Origin of the sequence: Weizmannia acidilactici, from assembly GCF_008974225.1 — a bacterium.
GTDB lineage: Bacteria > Bacillota > Bacilli > Bacillales > Bacillaceae_C > Weizmannia > Weizmannia acidilactici.
Window position 1 is genome coordinate 20,864 of sequence record NZ_BKZR01000014.1, and the last position, 16,382, is coordinate 37,245.

At 47.8% G+C, this 16,382-nt stretch carries 14 protein-coding genes; all 14 read left to right on the plus strand.

Features of this window, described 5'->3' with window-relative positions:
• Nucleotides 1-230: 230 nt before the first annotated feature.
• The 14 genes from rpoB to rplV all read left to right on the plus strand — a co-directional run bounded on the left by rpoB (nucleotide 231) and on the right by rplV (nucleotide 16,379).
• Nucleotides 231-3,791 carry a DNA-directed RNA polymerase subunit beta gene (rpoB, locus tag GBH70_RS06930; protein WP_151680362.1) on the plus strand — a complete coding sequence of 1,187 codons (3,561 nt, stop codon included), beginning with the start codon at nucleotides 231-233 and terminating at the stop codon, nucleotides 3,789-3,791.
• Nucleotides 3,792-3,927: 136 nt separating this feature from the next.
• On the plus strand, nucleotides 3,928-7,527 hold the full coding sequence (gene rpoC, locus GBH70_RS06935; protein WP_151680363.1) for a DNA-directed RNA polymerase subunit beta': 3,600 nt from the start codon (nucleotides 3,928-3,930) through the stop codon (nucleotides 7,525-7,527).
• 322 nt (nucleotides 7,528-7,849) lie between these two features.
• A complete protein-coding gene (locus tag GBH70_RS06940; RefSeq protein ID WP_151680364.1) occupies nucleotides 7,850-8,098 on the plus strand; it encodes a 50S ribosomal protein L7ae-like protein in 249 nt (82 codons plus the stop codon).
• 94 nt (nucleotides 8,099-8,192) lie between these two features.
• Nucleotides 8,193-8,612, plus strand: a complete 420-nt coding sequence (rpsL, locus tag GBH70_RS06945) for a 30S ribosomal protein S12 (RefSeq protein WP_151680365.1) — start codon at nucleotides 8,193-8,195, stop codon at nucleotides 8,610-8,612.
• Between the two features lie 36 nt (nucleotides 8,613-8,648).
• The gene (gene rpsG / locus GBH70_RS06950) at nucleotides 8,649-9,119 is read left to right on the plus strand and encodes a 30S ribosomal protein S7 (RefSeq protein ID WP_151680366.1); all 471 of its coding nucleotides are present in this window, start codon (nucleotides 8,649-8,651) and stop codon (nucleotides 9,117-9,119) included.
• Between the two features lie 46 nt (nucleotides 9,120-9,165).
• On the plus strand, nucleotides 9,166-11,244 hold the full coding sequence (gene fusA, locus GBH70_RS06955) for an elongation factor G (protein ID WP_151680367.1): 2,079 nt from the start codon (nucleotides 9,166-9,168) through the stop codon (nucleotides 11,242-11,244).
• A 125-nt stretch (nucleotides 11,245-11,369) separates the two neighbouring features.
• The gene (tuf, locus tag GBH70_RS06960; protein WP_151680368.1) at nucleotides 11,370-12,557 is read left to right on the plus strand and encodes an elongation factor Tu; all 1,188 of its coding nucleotides are present in this window, start codon (nucleotides 11,370-11,372) and stop codon (nucleotides 12,555-12,557) included.
• 351 nt (nucleotides 12,558-12,908) lie between these two features.
• Complete coding sequence (rpsJ, locus tag GBH70_RS06965) at nucleotides 12,909-13,217, plus strand: 30S ribosomal protein S10 (RefSeq protein WP_025729837.1); 309 nt, start codon at nucleotides 12,909-12,911, stop codon at nucleotides 13,215-13,217.
• Nucleotides 13,218-13,253: 36 nt separating this feature from the next.
• Nucleotides 13,254-13,883, plus strand: a complete 630-nt coding sequence (gene rplC / locus GBH70_RS06970; protein WP_151680369.1) for a 50S ribosomal protein L3 — start codon at nucleotides 13,254-13,256, stop codon at nucleotides 13,881-13,883.
• A gap of 24 nt (nucleotides 13,884-13,907) precedes the next feature.
• A complete protein-coding gene (gene rplD / locus GBH70_RS06975; RefSeq protein WP_151680370.1) occupies nucleotides 13,908-14,531 on the plus strand; it encodes a 50S ribosomal protein L4 in 624 nt (207 codons plus the stop codon).
• Nucleotides 14,531-14,815, plus strand: coding sequence for a 50S ribosomal protein L23 (gene rplW / locus GBH70_RS06980; RefSeq protein WP_151680371.1), 285 nt, complete (start codon nucleotides 14,531-14,533; stop codon nucleotides 14,813-14,815). The genes rplD and rplW overlap by 1 nt, the downstream gene beginning before the upstream one ends.
• A 34-nt stretch (nucleotides 14,816-14,849) precedes the next feature.
• The gene (rplB, locus tag GBH70_RS06985) at nucleotides 14,850-15,680 is read left to right on the plus strand and encodes a 50S ribosomal protein L2 (RefSeq protein WP_151680372.1); all 831 of its coding nucleotides are present in this window, start codon (nucleotides 14,850-14,852) and stop codon (nucleotides 15,678-15,680) included.
• Between the two features lie 60 nt (nucleotides 15,681-15,740).
• Nucleotides 15,741-16,019: a 30S ribosomal protein S19 gene (rpsS, locus tag GBH70_RS06990; RefSeq protein ID WP_151680373.1), complete on the plus strand. Its 279-nt coding sequence runs from the start codon at nucleotides 15,741-15,743 to the stop codon at nucleotides 16,017-16,019.
• Nucleotides 16,020-16,037: 18 nt separating this feature from the next.
• Nucleotides 16,038-16,379 (plus strand): 50S ribosomal protein L22, encoded by a 342-nt coding sequence (gene rplV, locus GBH70_RS06995; protein WP_151680374.1) that lies wholly within the window; start codon nucleotides 16,038-16,040, stop codon nucleotides 16,377-16,379.
• Nucleotides 16,380-16,382: the final 3 nt, after the last annotated feature.

Below are 16,382 nucleotides of genomic sequence, written 5' to 3' on the forward strand. Positions count from 1 at the left end.
TCATTTTGTTGTATGTTAAAATCATAAAATGCCAATAGATTATTTTTCTTTATACAATCTAAAATGTATTTGTCAAGTATATATTTTGGGTTAATTGGAAATGACTTATAAAATCATAACTCGTCATGCGATATGTGGTTTTTCATAAAAAACCCTTTTTCTTTTTGTCTTAGCTTCATGTTGTTTGACGAAAGATGCAAACAAAACGCTTGATTTGAGGGGTGAATCAGTTGTCACATCAACTAGTTCAGTATGGACGGCACCGCCAACGCAGAAGTTATGCGCGTATTAAAGAAATTTTAGAGCTGCCAAACCTAATCGAGATCCAAACCTCATCTTACCAATGGTTCCTTGACGAAGGTTTGCGTGAAATGTTTCAGGACATCTCCCCGATCGAGGATTTTGCCGGAAACCTTTTTTTGGAATTTATTGATTACAGCCTCGGCGAACCGAAATACTCAATCGACGAATGTAAAGAGCGTGATGTTACTTACGCAGCCCCGCTCCGCGTAAAGGTGCGCCTTATCAATAAAGAAACCGGTGAAGTGAAAGACCAGGATGTATTTATGGGCGACTTCCCATTAATGACGGAAACGGGGACTTTTATCATTAATGGTGCAGAACGTGTCATTGTATCCCAGCTCGTCCGTTCCCCTAGTGTTTATTTTAACAGTAAAATGGACAAAAACGGGAAATACGGCTACAGTGCAACCGTCATTCCAAACCGCGGCGCATGGCTTGAGTATGAAACGGATGCGAAAGATGTTGCCTATGTCCGCATCGACCGTACGAGAAAGCTGCCGATCACCGTTTTGCTCCGGGCGCTCGGTTTCGGTTCCGACCAGGAAATTATCGAGTTAATCGGCGATAACGAGTTTTTAAGGAATACGCTCGAAAAAGATAATACCGACAGCACTGAAAAAGCGCTTCTTGAAATATACGAACGACTCCGCCCGGGCGAGCCGCCGACAGTTGAAAACGCGAAAAGCTTGTTGATCTCGCGTTTCTTTGATCCGAAACGTTATGATCTGGCAAATGTCGGCCGATATAAAATGAACAAAAAGCTTCATATGAAATTCCGTTTGTTCGGGCAGCGTTTAGCCGAAACCCTGGCTGACCCCGAAACCGGCGAAATCATTGCGGAAGAAGGAACGGTTTTAGACCGGCGTACGCTTGATAAAATTATCCCTTATCTTGAAAACGGCTTAGGTTTTAAAACATACAGCCAAGTTGGCGGTGTTGTTGATGATGATATTACGCTGCAGTCCATCAAAATTTATGCCCCGATCGACGATAATGAGAAAGTCATCAATGTAATCGGAAATGCTTATGTGGATGAAAGCATCAAACACATTACACCTGCAGACATTGTGGCTTCCATCAGCTATTTCTTCAATTTGCTGCACGGCGTCGGCGATACGGATGATATCGATCATCTTGGGAACCGCCGTTTAAGGTCAGTCGGTGAATTGCTGCAAAACCAATTCCGCATCGGCCTGTCGCGGATGGAACGCGTTGTCCGTGAAAGAATGTCGATCCAGGACATTAACACGATTACGCCTCAGCAGCTGATCAATATCCGCCCGGTGATCGCGGCCATTAAGGAATTCTTTGGCAGCTCGCAGTTGTCGCAGTTCATGGATCAGACGAACCCGCTGGCGGAACTGACCCATAAGCGCAGGCTTTCCGCACTCGGACCCGGCGGTTTGACACGTGAACGCGCCGGCATGGAAGTGCGCGACGTCCACTACTCGCACTACGGCCGCATGTGTCCGATTGAAACGCCTGAAGGACCGAATATTGGGTTGATCAACTCTTTGTCGACGTATGCCAAAGTCAACCGCTTCGGTTTTATTGAAACGCCATACCGCAGGGTTGACCCAGATACAGGGCGTGTAACGGAACATATCGACTATTTGACGGCCGATGAAGAAGACAATTATGTCGTGGCCCAGGCGAATGCACAATTGGATGAAAACGGCTATTTTGTCGATGATGAAGTATATGCGCGTTTCCGCGGCGAAAACATTGTCGTTAAAGCGGACCGCGTCGATTACATGGATGTTTCGCCGAAGCAGGTTGTATCTGCTGCGACAGCATGTATCCCGTTCCTTGAAAACGACGACTCAAACCGTGCGTTGATGGGTGCGAACATGCAGCGCCAGGCCGTTCCGCTCATGCAGCCGCATGCGCCGATCGTTGGCACCGGCATGGAGTATGTGAGTGCAAAAGACTCGGGCGCGGCTTTGATCTGCAAGCATGATGGCATTGTGGAACATGTGGAAGCCCGCGAAATTTGGGTACGCCGCATCATCAATGTGGACGGCCAGGAAGTGAAAGGCGATCTGGATAAATATCGTCTTCAAAAATTCAAGCGCTCCAACAACGGCATGTGCATCAACCAGCGCCCGATTGTGAAAAAAGGCGACCGTGTTGAAAAAGGCGAAATCTTAGCTGATGGCCAATCGATGGACCACGGAGAACTGGCCCTCGGGCAAAACGTGCTTGTTGCTTTTATGACATGGGACGGCTATAACTATGAAGATGCCATCATTATGAGCGAAAAACTCGTAAAAGAAGATGTTTACACATCTATCCATATAGAAGAATACGAGTCGGAAGCCCGCGATACGAAGCTTGGGCCGGAAGAAATGACCCGCGATATCCCGAACGTCGGCGAAGATGCTTTGAAAAACCTCGACGAACGCGGCATTGTCCGAATTGGTGCTGAAGTAAAAGACGGCGATCTGCTCGTCGGGAAAGTCACCCCGAAAGGCGTTACAGAACTAACGGCGGAAGAACGCCTGCTCCATGCCATCTTCGGCGAAAAGGCCCGAGAAGTGCGTGACACATCGCTCCGGGTTCCACACGGGGGCGGCGGTATTGTCCTCGATGTCAAAGTCTTTACGCGCGAAGCAGGGGATGAGCTCCCGCCTGGTGTGAACCAGCTCGTCCGCGTTTATATCGTGCAGAAACGGAAAATCCACCAGGGCGACAAGATGGCCGGGCGCCACGGAAACAAAGGGGTTATCTCCCGGATTCTTCCGGAAGAAGATATGCCTTTCCTTCCGGATGGAACGCCTGTCCAAATCATGCTCAATCCGCTCGGCGTGCCTTCTCGGATGAACATCGGGCAGGTGCTTGAACTGCATCTTGGCATGGCGGCGAAAAAACTCGGCCTCCATGTGGCGACTCCGGTATTTGACGGTGCGCGCGAAGAGGACGTCTGGGAAACGATTGAAGAAGCCGGCATGGCGCGTGATGCGAAAACTGTGCTTTACGACGGGCGTACCGGCGAACCTTTCGATAACCGCGTATCTGTCGGGATTATGTATATGATTAAACTCGCCCACATGGTAGACGATAAATTGCATGCCCGTTCGACAGGGCCTTACTCGCTCGTTACACAGCAGCCGCTCGGCGGTAAAGCACAGTTCGGCGGCCAAAGGTTCGGGGAGATGGAAGTATGGGCGCTCGAAGCTTACGGTGCCGCCTACACGCTCCAGGAAATCCTCACCGTCAAATCGGATGACGTCGTCGGCCGCGTAAAAACTTATGAAGCAATTGTAAAAGGGGAAAATGTCCCTGAGCCTGGTGTGCCGGAATCGTTTAAAGTGCTGATCAAGGAACTTCAAAGCTTAGGGCTGGATGTGAAGATCTTATCCGGGGACGACGAAGAAATTGAAATGCGCGACCTTGAAGACGATGATGACCTGAACCAGGCAGATACATTGAACATTGCCCCTGAATCAAAAGAAGAGCCTGAAGGGATCGGGGCGTCCAAAGAATAATTGCTGGAGTTTACGTGGAACAGAAAGAGAGGCCATCGTCCGGATTGTATGGAATCCGTACAATCCGGCTTCTATTTCTGTTTCTTCTGTATGTGTTTTAAGGTACTAACCTAAAGACGAAAGGGAGGCTGGCCCCTTGCTGGACGTAAATAATTTTGAGTACATGAAAATTGGTCTTGCTTCACCGGATAAAATCCGTTCCTGGTCATACGGTGAAGTCAAAAAACCGGAAACCATCAACTACAGGACATTAAAACCTGAAAAAGACGGGCTTTTCTGCGAACGTATTTTCGGCCCGACAAAAGACTGGGAATGCCATTGCGGCAAATACAAACGCGTCCGTTACAAAGGCGTTGTCTGCGACCGCTGCGGTGTGGAAGTGACAAGATCGAAAGTGCGCCGCGAAAGAATGGGCCATATCGAACTTGCTGCGCCTGTTTCACATATATGGTATTTCAAAGGGATTCCTAGCCGGATGGGGCTTGTGCTTGACATGTCCCCGCGCGCTTTGGAAGAAGTGATTTACTTCGCATCTTATGTTGTCACCGAAGCAGGGGATACTTCTTTGGAAAAGAAACAGCTCCTTTCCGAAAAAGAATACCGTGCTTACCGTGAAAAATACGGCAACAAATTCCAGGCCGGCATGGGTGCGGAAGCCATTAAAAAACTGCTGCAGGATGTAGATGTCAATAAAGAATGCGAAGCGCTAAAAGAAGAGCTGAAAGTTGCGCAAGGCCAGCGCCGCACACGTGCGATCAAGCGCCTTGAAGTGCTCGAAGCCTTCCGCAATTCAGGCAATAAACCGGAATGGATGGTTTTGGATGTCCTTCCTGTCATTCCGCCTGAACTGCGCCCGATGGTACAGCTGGAAGGCGGGCGCTTTGCCACATCTGACTTAAATGATTTGTACCGCCGCGTCATCAATCGGAACAACCGTTTGAAACGCCTGCTGGATCTTGGTGCGCCAAGCATTATTGTTCAAAACGAAAAACGCATGTTGCAGGAAGCAGTCGACGCTTTGATCGATAACGGCCGTCGTGGACGCCCGGTAACAGGCCCGGGGAACCGCCCGTTAAAATCGCTTTCCCATATGCTGAAAGGGAAACAGGGCCGTTTCCGCCAAAACTTGCTCGGAAAACGGGTTGACTATTCCGGCCGTTCGGTTATCGTTGTCGGCCCGAATTTGAAAATGTACCAATGCGGTCTGCCGCGTGAAATGGCGATTGAATTGTTCAAGCCTTTCGTTATGAAAGAACTCGTCGAAAAAGGCCTGGCCCATAATATTAAAAGCGCAAAACGGAAAATCGAACGTCTGCAGCCGGAAATCTGGGATGTGCTGGAAGAAGTCATTAAAGAACACCCGGTACTCCTGAACCGTGCCCCGACACTGCACAGGCTCGGGATTCAGGCATTTGAACCGAAGCTTGTTGAAGGGCGCGCAATCCGCCTGCATCCGCTCGTATGTACGGCTTATAACGCGGACTTTGACGGCGACCAAATGGCTGTACACGTCCCGCTGTCGGCAGAGGCACAGGCGGAAGCGCGTTTGCTAATGCTTGCCGCACAAAACATTTTGAACCCGAAAGACGGGAAACCGGTTGTTACGCCGTCCCAGGACATGGTCCTCGGCAACTACTACTTAACGCTTGAACGTGAAGGGGCTGTCGGCGAAGGCTCTGTCTTTAAAGATGTAAATGAAGTGTATATGGCCTACTATAACGGCTATGTGCATTTCCATACACGGATCGCCATTCATGCCGGTTCGCTCAACAATCCGACTTTCACGGAAGAGCAAAATAAAAAGCTTTTGATTACAACTGTCGGGAAAGTGATCTTCAATGAAATCTTGCCGAAGAGCTTCCCATACATTAATGAGCCGACTAAAACAAACTTGGAAGAAAGGACACCTGACAAATATTTTGTCGATCCGTCTATTGACGTAAAAGAACATATTAAACAGCAGCCTTTAATCCGGCCGTTTATAAAAGGATTCCTCGGAAGCATTATTGCCGAAGTGTTTAAACGGTTCAAGATTACGGAAACTTCCAAGATGCTGGACCGCTTAAAAGACCTTGGCTTCCAATATTCTACAAAAGCCGGTATTACTGTCGGCGTATCCGACATCGTCGTTTTGGGAGAAAAAGAGGAAATCCTCTCGGAAGCCCAGAAGAAAGTCGATACAGTTATGAAACAGTTCCGCCGTGGTTTAATTACCGAGGACGAACGTTATGACCGCGTCATTTCGATCTGGAGCGAGGCAAAAGATACGATCCAGGGCAAATTGATGGAATCCCTGGATAAACGGAACCCGATCTTCATGATGAGCGATTCGGGTGCGCGGGGAAACGCATCGAACTTTACACAGCTTGCCGGAATGCGCGGCTTGATGGCCAACCCGGCCGGACGGATAATTGAATTGCCGATCAAGTCCAGTTTCCGTGAAGGTTTGACCGTACAAGAATACTTCATCTCAACGCACGGTGCTCGTAAAGGCCTTGCCGATACGGCGCTTAAGACTGCGGACTCAGGTTATCTAACCCGTCGCCTTGTCGATGTGGCGCAGGATGTCATCGTCCGCGAAGACGACTGCGGAACCGACCGCGGGCTTTTGATCGGAGCGTTGAAAGAGGGCACGGAAATTATTGAATCCCTTGAAGAACGCTTAACAGGCCGTTATTCAAGAAAAACGATCAGACATCCTGAAACCGGGAAAATCATTGTCTGTGAAAACGAGTTTATCACGGAAGACATTGCGAAGGAAATTGTCGACGCCGGTTATGAAAAAGTCTGGATCCGCTCGGTATTCACCTGCAATACCCGCCATGGCGTATGTAAAAAATGCTACGGGCGCAATCTGGCAACCGGCCAGGAAGTCGAAGTCGGTGAAGCGGTTGGGATTATTGCGGCCCAATCGATCGGCGAACCGGGTACCCAGCTGACCATGCGTACATTCCATACCGGAGGCGTGGCCGGAGAAGATATTACCCAAGGTCTTCCACGTATCCAGGAATTGTTTGAAGCCCGGAATCCGAAAGGCCAGGCAGTCATTTCCGAAGTGGACGGGGTTGTCACTTCCATCAGCGAAGGACGGGACCGCCAATACGAGATTGTCATCCAGGGCCCTGTTGAAACCCGCACATATATCGCACCTTACACTTCCCGCCTAAAAGTGGCGGTGAATGATGAGGTCAAGAGGGGACAGGAACTGACGGAAGGTTCCATCGACCCGAAAGACCTGCTGCGTGTAACAGATGTGACGACCGTACAGGAATACTTGTTGCGGGAAGTCCAAAAAGTATACCGGATGCAAGGGGTTGAAATTGGCGACAAGCACATTGAAGTAATGGTCCGTCAAATGCTGAGAAAAGTAAGGGTGCTGGATGCCGGCGACACGGATGTCCTTCCGGGTACGCTGCTTGACATCCACCAGTTCGGCGAAGCAAACGAAAAAGCTTTGCTTGAAGGCAACCGCCCTGCAACAGGACGCCCGGTATTGCTCGGGATTACAAAAGCTTCCCTGGAAACCGATTCGTTCTTATCGGCGGCCTCCTTCCAGGAAACAACCCGGGTGTTAACGGATGCGGCCATCAAAGGCAAACGCGACGAATTGCTCGGGCTGAAAGAAAATGTCATTATCGGGAAACTCGTTCCTGCCGGTACAGGAATGACCCGCTACCGCAAAACAATTCCCGAAGTCATGAAGAAAGAAGAGGAAGTGCCGGCAGAAACGGAATAAAAAGAAAAGCGGAGGGCGACATTATTCGGCGTACGGATTTGATTTGGCCTCTGACTTAAAGGAAACACGGTGAGCCTATAGGTGAACCGATGTTGACTTATCGCAGGGAAGAGGCCGGAAATCCGCTAGCCCAATAACACCCGCAGCTGGACAATCGAAAAGCGGAGGTAAATCATAAGTTAGACATGGAGTGGCTGCGCCGGTTTTTCCGGCGTGCCATTCTTATGATGTTTTTTTACATGAATGTTGACTTTGGATTTTCAAAGTGATAATATATTCAAGGTGCTCCTATCAATACCTGTATACTTTGGAGGATACTGCAATGTCTTATGAAAAAGTAAATCAGGCAAAGAAAATTATTGTAGGAACAAAACAAACAGTAAAAGCTTTAAAGGCTGGAAATGTTGATGAGTTGCTTGTTGCTGAAGATGCTGATCCGAACGTAACGGGCAAAGTCATCGCCATTGCCGAAGAATTCAATGTGCCGGTTACCTATACCGAGTCAAAAAAACAGCTCGGGAAAGCATGCGGCATTGAAGTCGGAGCTGCAGCTGTTGCACTCATTTATTAAACATTTTTTGCGCATTGACGCAAAAGTTTGTTTTTACCATTAAATGAACCACCTGGATGTGTGGGCTTAAATTGTTCGAAGGGAGGAAAAACAGATGCCTACAATTAACCAATTGGTGCGCAAACCTCGTAAATCCAAAATCGAGAAATCAAAATCACCTGCGCTGAACAAAGGCTACAACAGCTTCAAAAAAATCAATACCGACCTTGCTTCACCACAAAAACGCGGAGTATGTACCCGTGTTGGTACAATGACCCCGAAAAAACCGAACTCGGCGCTTCGTAAATATGCCCGTGTCCGTTTAACAAACGGGATTGAAGTAACGGCGTACATTCCTGGCATCGGCCATAACCTGCAGGAACACAGCGTTGTGCTGATCCGCGGCGGCCGTGTAAAAGACCTGCCTGGTGTCCGTTACCACATTGTCCGCGGTGCGCTTGACACTGCCGGTGTTGACAGCCGCAAACAAGGCCGTTCCAAATATGGCACGAAAAAACCTAAAGAAAAGAAATAATAAATCTATAACAACCGCTGAAAGGAGGATCATTTCATGCCACGTAAAGGGCCTGTAGCAAAACGAGACGTATTACCGGATCCGATCTACAATTCCAAGCTGGTAACACGTTTAATCAACAAAATGATGATCGATGGCAAGAGGGGGAAAGCCCAAACCATCCTTTATTCCGCTTTTGATATTATTCGTGAGCGTACTGGCAAAGATCCAATGGAAGTTTTTGACCAAGCATTGAAAAATATCATGCCTGTTCTTGAAGTAAGAGCACGCCGTGTAGGTGGTGCGAACTATCAGGTGCCGGTTGAGGTGCGCCCGGAACGCCGGACAACTTTAGGGCTTCGCTGGCTGGTAAACTATGCCCGCCTCCGCGGAGAAAAAACGATGGAAGAACGCCTCGCGAACGAAATCATGGATGCAGCGAACAACACAGGCGCTGCAGTGAAAAAACGCGAAGATACGCATAAAATGGCCGAAGCAAACAAAGCGTTCGCTCACTATCGCTGGTAATATTCCAATACTCCTAAATTACACCTAAAGGAAGGAGAAAAACGAGATGCCAAGAGAGTTCTCCTTAGAAAAAACTCGTAACATCGGTATCATGGCCCACATCGATGCCGGTAAAACCACAACAACCGAGCGCATCCTTTATTACACCGGCCGCATTCATAAAATCGGCGAAACGCATGAAGGTGCGTCTCAAATGGACTGGATGGAGCAGGAACAGGAACGTGGGATTACGATTACGTCCGCTGCGACAACTGCGCAGTGGAAAAACCACCGCATCAACATCATCGACACTCCGGGACACGTGGACTTCACAGTTGAGGTTGAACGTTCGCTCCGTGTCCTTGACGGTGCGGTTGCCGTTCTTGATGCCCAGTCCGGCGTTGAGCCCCAAACAGAAACCGTTTGGCGCCAGGCAACAACTTACGGAGTTCCCCGTATTGTATTCGTCAATAAGATGGATAAAATCGGGGCCGACTTCTTATTTTCGGTAAGTTCCCTGCATGAACGCCTCCAGGCAAACGCGCATGCGGTCCAATTGCCTATCGGGGCCGAAGACAGCTTCGAAGGCATCATTGATTTGATTGAAATGAAAGCCACTTTCTACGGCGATGATCTCGGCACGAAAATCGAAGTCCGCGAAATTCCGGAAGAGTACAGGGAACAAGCGGAAGAATACCGTGAAAAATTAATTGAAGCAGTTGCTGAAATCAATGAAGACATTATGGAAAAATATCTTGGCGGCGAAGAAATTTCGAAAGAAGAATTGAAAGCCGCCATCCGGAAAGCAACTTGTGATGTTGAGTTTTTCCCGGTATTGTGCGGTTCCGCTTTTAAAAACAAAGGTGTCCAATTGATGTTGGATGCAGTTGTCGATTATCTTCCTTCCCCGGTTGATGTGCCGGCGATCAAAGGTACGTTGCCGGATTCCGGTGAAGAAGTCGTAAGGCATTCCAGCGATGACGAGCCATTCTCGGCTTTGGCATTCAAAGTCATGACCGACCCGTTCGTTGGTAAACTGACTTTCTTCCGTGTATACTCGGGTACGTTGAGCTCCGGTTCTTACGTCCAAAACTCGACAAAAGGAAAACGCGAACGTATCGGGCGTATTTTGCAGATGCACGCAAACCACCGGAAAGAAATCGACATGGTTTATGCCGGGGATATTGCAGCTGCTGTCGGCTTGAAAGACACAACAACCGGTGACACGCTTTGCGATGAAAACAATCTCGTTATCCTTGAATCGATGGAATTCCCTGAACCGGTTATCCAGCTGTCGGTAGAACCGAAATCGAAAGCAGACCAGGATAAAATGACAACCGCCCTGCAAAAACTTCAGGAAGAAGACCCGACATTCCGTGCGCATACGGATCCTGAAACCGGGCAAACGATCATCGAAGGTATGGGTGAGCTCCATCTTGATATCATCGTTGACCGAATGAAACGCGAATTCAAAGTAGAAGCCAATATCGGTGCTCCGCAAGTTGCATATCGTGAAACTTTCCGCAAATCCGCACAAGTCCAAGGTAAATTTGTACGCCAATCCGGCGGCCGCGGGCAATACGGTGACGTTTGGATCGAATTCTCGCCAAACGAAGAAGGAAAAGGCTTCGAATTTGAAAATGCAATCGTCGGCGGTGTTGTTCCGCGCGAATATATCCCGGCGATCCAATCCGGTTTGGAAGATGCGATGCAGCGCGGCGTTTTGGCCGGCTATCCTTTGGTTGACATTAAAGCAAAACTTTATGACGGTTCTTACCACGATGTCGACTCAAGTGAAATGGCATTTAAAGTTGCAGCATCCCTTGCGCTAAGAAATGCAGCGGAAAAATGTGACCCGGTACTGCTTGAACCAGTCATGAAAGTGGAAATTGTCATTCCGGAAGAATATCTCGGGGACATCATGGGACAAGTTACTGCCCGCCGCGGACGCGTGGAAGGAATGGAAGCACGCGGAAATGCGCAGGTTGTCCGGGCGATGGTGCCGTTATCCGAAATGTTCGGTTATGCAACGGCGCTCCGTTCAAGCACCCAGGGACGCGGAGTCTTCACGATGCACTTTGACCACTACGAAGAAGTGCCGAAGTCAATCGCTGAAGAAATCATCAAAAAAAATAAAGGTGAATAATTGATTTATTGCCTTTATTGAAGTATAACTACTACTAGATTGGTTAATCACGCTTTAAAGTTGTTGTCGCAGCTTTAAAGCAATATATATACTTTCTAATCCAAAATATTAAGGAGGATTTCCTGATGGCTAAACAAAAATTCGACCGTTCTAAAGAACACTGTAACATTGGTACAATCGGTCACGTTGACCATGGTAAAACGACTTTAACCGCTGCAATTACCGCTGTTCTTGCAAAACAAGGTAAAGCTGAAGCGAAAGCATATGACCAAATTGACGGTGCGCCTGAAGAACGCGAACGCGGGATCACAATTAATACTGCACACGTTGAATATGAAACTGAAAAACGCCACTATGCACACGTTGACTGCCCTGGACACGCTGACTATGTTAAAAACATGATCACAGGTGCAGCGCAAATGGACGGTGCAATCCTGGTTGTATCCGCAGCTGACGGCCCAATGCCTCAAACTCGCGAACACATTCTTCTTTCCCGCCAAGTGGGCGTTCCTTACATCGTTGTATTCCTGAACAAATGCGACATGGTGGACGACGAAGAATTGCTCGAACTTGTTGAAATGGAAGTCCGCGACCTTCTTTCTGAATACGACTTCCCTGGCGATGAAGTGCCGGTTATTAAAGGTTCTGCTTTGAAAGCTCTTGAAGGTGACCCTGAATACGAAGCAAAAATCCTTGAATTGATGGATGCTGTTGATGAATACATCCCAACTCCGCAACGTGACACTGATAAACCATTCATGATGCCTGTTGAAGACGTATTCTCCATCACAGGCCGCGGTACTGTTGCAACCGGCCGTGTAGAACGCGGACAATTGAAAGTCGGTGACGTTGTTGAAATCGTAGGTTTGAGCGACGAACCAAAACAAACAACTGTAACCGGCGTTGAAATGTTCCGTAAAATTCTTGACTATGCTGAAGCTGGCGACAACATCGGTGCACTTCTCCGCGGTATTGCACGTGAAGAAGTACAACGCGGTCAAGTTTTGGCAAAACCGGGATCCATTACCCCGCATACAAAATTTAAAGCACAAGTTTACGTTTTGACGAAAGAAGAAGGCGGACGCCACACTCCATTCTTCTCTAACTATCGTCCGCAATTCTACTTCCGTACAACGGACGTAACCGGCATTATCACTCTTCCGGAAGGCGTTGAAATGGTAATGCCTGGCGATAACGTTGAAATGAGCGTAGAATTGATTTCGCCAATTGCGATCGAAGAAGGAACAAAATTCTCTATCCGTGAAGGCGGCCGTACAGTAGGCGCAGGTTCCGTTTCTTCTATCGAAGCCTAATCGAATATTTGAATCAGAAGGCAGCCGGAGAAAAATCCGGCTGCTTTTTTTGATGCATTCTTTCATGGTTTTCGGGTGTTCGACACGATATTGGATATCCGCAGTAATTATTGCCAAAACTTAATGATGCTGCGGGGGCTATGTATAATAAAGAAAGCTTTGAAACCGGCGGAACATCAAGATTTATGTTGCATTCGCTTATGATTTTGTGTATAATGATTGATGTTGGTCTTTGACTGCGATGAAGTGGGAGGTTGCTGACACACCCGGCCACTTTGCCATGGCGCGTGTGCCAGGAAAATTTCCATGGAGAATGTCTATTAGCAAATAGGCGAAAAAGGAGGGAAAATAATGGCAAAACAAAAAATCCGCATTCGTTTAAAAGCATATGATCACAGAATCCTTGATCAGTCTGCAGAGAAAATTGTAGAAACAGCAAAAAGATCCGGTGCGAGCGTCTCCGGCCCGATTCCGCTGCCGACAGAGAAGTCCGTTTATACGATCTTGCGCGCTGTACACAAATACAAAGATTCTCGCGAACAATTCGAAATGCGTACACACAAACGTCTGATTGATATCGTAAATCCAACTCCGCAAACTGTTGATTCGCTGATGCGGTTGGATCTGCCATCCGGCGTAGACATTGAAATTAAACTTTAATGATAAATTTGATACACATAACAGGAGGTGTGACTGATGACCAAAGGAATCTTAGGAAGAAAAATTGGTATGACCCAAGTTTTTGCCGAGAACGGTGATCTTATTCCTGTGACTGTTGTTGAAGCAACGCCAAATATTGTGCTTCAAAAGAAAACAGTTGAAACAGACGGTTATGAAGCAATCCAGCTCGGATTTGACGACAAACCGGACCGTTTGGCAACCAAACCTGAAAAAGGCCATGCCGCAAAAGCCAATACGGCACCTAAGCGCTTCGTTCGTGAGTTTGACGGAGTAAATACTAGCGATTTTGAAGTTGGTCAAGAAGTCAAAGTTGATATTTTTGCAGAGGGTGACCTCGTAGACGTAACCGGAATTTCCAAAGGGAAAGGATTCCAGGGTGTTATTAAACGCCACGGGCAATCCCGCGGACCAATGGCACACGGTTCCCGTTACCACCGCCGTCCAGGTTCGATGGGCCCGATTGCGCCAAACCGTGTATTTAAGCAAAAAGCGCTCCCTGGACGCACCGGAGGAGAACAAGTAACGGTCCAAAACCTGCAAATCGTGAAAGTCGATACAGAACGCAATTTGCTTCTTATTAAAGGAAACGTTCCTGGTCCTAAAAAATCTTTGCTTAAAATCAAAGCAGCTGTGAAAGCAAAATAACTGTAAAGAAAGGAGGAAACAGGAATGCCAAAAGTAGCTTTATACAACCAAAACGGTTCACAAGTCGGTGAAGTGGAATTAAAAGACGCTGTATTTGGTATCGAGCCGAATGAACATGTTTTATTTGAAGCGATCATTATGCAGAGGGCTTCGTTGCGCCAAGGAACCCATAAAGTAAAGGGGCGTTCTGAAGTCAGCGGCGGCGGACGCAAACCGTGGCGCCAAAAAGGCACAGGCCGCGCACGCCAAGGGTCCATCCGTGCACCGCAATGGCGCGGGGGCGGTACTGTATTTGGGCCTGTTCCACGCAGCTACAGCTACAAACTTCCGAAAAAAGTACGCCGTCTTGCAATTAAATCCGCCTTATCTTCGAAAGTACAGGAAAACAATATTTTGGTTTTGGACGCATTAAACTTTGACGCGCCAAAAACGAAAGATTTTGTTGCCGTTTTGAAAAACTTGTCGGTAGATAAAAAGGCACTTGTCGTGACAGATGTTTTAAACGAAAATGTTGCATTATCCGCACGTAACATTCCTGGTGTGACCGTCGTTGATGCAGCAGGCGTAAATGTTTTGGATGTCGTCAGCCATGATAAATTAATCATGACGAAATCCGCTGTTGAAAAAGTAGAGGAGGTGCTTGGTTAATGGATGCACGTGATGTTCTGAAGCGCCCCATCATTACTGAACGTTCAATGGAATTGACGGCTGAAAAGAAATATACTTTCGACGTTGACGTGAAAGCGAACAAAACGCAAATCAAAAAAGCTGTCGAAGAAATTTTCGGCGTAAAGGTTGCGAAAGTAAACGTAGCAAACTACAAAGGCAAATTTAAACGCATGGGCCGTTTTGTTGGCTATACAAACAAGCGCCGTAAAGCGATCGTTACTTTAACGCCAGACAGCAAAGAAATTGAAATTTTTGAGGTTTAATTTTTATTGATCAGACTGAAGAGGAGGGAAAAACATGGCGATCAAAAAATACAAACCGACCTCTAACGGGCGTCGCGGCATGACTGCTTTGGATTTTGAGGAAATTACGACGGATACACCCGAAAAATCCTTGCTGGCTCCGCTCCACAAAAAAGCAGGCCGCAACAACCAAGGGAAGTTAACTGTTCGTCATCATGGCGGCGGTCATAAGCGCCAATACCGGATTATCGACTTCAAACGCGATAAAGATGGTATACCAGGACGCGTTGCCACAATCGAATATGACCCGAACCGTTCATCCAATATTGCATTGATTCATTATTTAGATGGTGAAAAACGATATATTATCGCACCGAAAAATTTAACTGTCGGTATGGAAGTCATGTCCGGCCCTGATGCCGATATTAAAGTAGGGAACGCACTTCCGCTTTCCGAAATTCCAGTTGGTACCGTGATCCACAACATCGAGCTGAAACCTGGTAAAGGCGGCCAATTGATCCGTTCCGCAGGCACATCTGCCCAAGTGCTCGGTAAAGAAGGCAAATATGTGCTTGTCCGTTTAAATTCAGGTGAAGTGCGCATGATTCTGGCTACTTGCCGCGCAACGATCGGCCAAGTGGGCAATGAGCAGCACGAGCTTGTAAACATTGGTAAAGCAGGCCGCAAACGCTGGATGGGTGTCCGCCCAACTGTCCGCGGATCTGTTATGAACCCGAACGATCACCCGCACGGCGGTGGTGAAGGACGTGCTCCGATCGGGCGCAAATCCCCAATGTCACCATGGGGCAAACCAACGCTTGGTTACAAGACACGCAAGAAGAATAACAAATCCGATAAATTTATTGTACGTCGTCGTAAAAAATAATGCGGTTGGACTACGGTTCGCTGGCTGAACCGTAGCGCAATCTTGAAAGGAGGATCGGCCATGGGTCGCAGTTTAAAAAAAGGGCCTTTTGTTGATGACCATTTGATGTCAAAAATCGAAAAGCTGAACGAATCCAACAAAAAACAAGTCATTAAAACGTGGTCGCGCCGTTCGACAATTTTCCCTGCATTCGTCGGCCATACAATTGCCGTTTATGACGGGCGCAAACATGTTCCTGTTTACATTACGGAAGACATGGTAGGCCACAAGCTCGGTGAATTCGCACCGACACGCACATTCAGGGGTCACGCAGGTGACGATAAGAAAACAAGACGCTAACGAGAGGAGGGCATTCCAATGGAAGCAAAAGCTGTCGCGAAAACAGTCCGTATTGCTCCTCGTAAAGCACGCCTGGTTATTGATTTAATTCGAGGAAAGCAAGTGGGAGAAGCACTTTCGATTCTTAAATTTACACCAAAAGCTGCTTCGCCGGTTATTGAAAAAGTTCTCAACTCTGCAATTGCGAACGCAGAACACAACTACGATATGGACGTGAATGAACTTGTTGTGGCGAAGGCTTATGTTGATGAAGGGCCTACGCTCAAACGTTTCCGCCCGCGCGCACAAGGGCGTGCAAGCCAAATCAACAAACGTACGAGCCATATTACGATCGTAGTATCAGATCAGAAGGAGGGATAATGA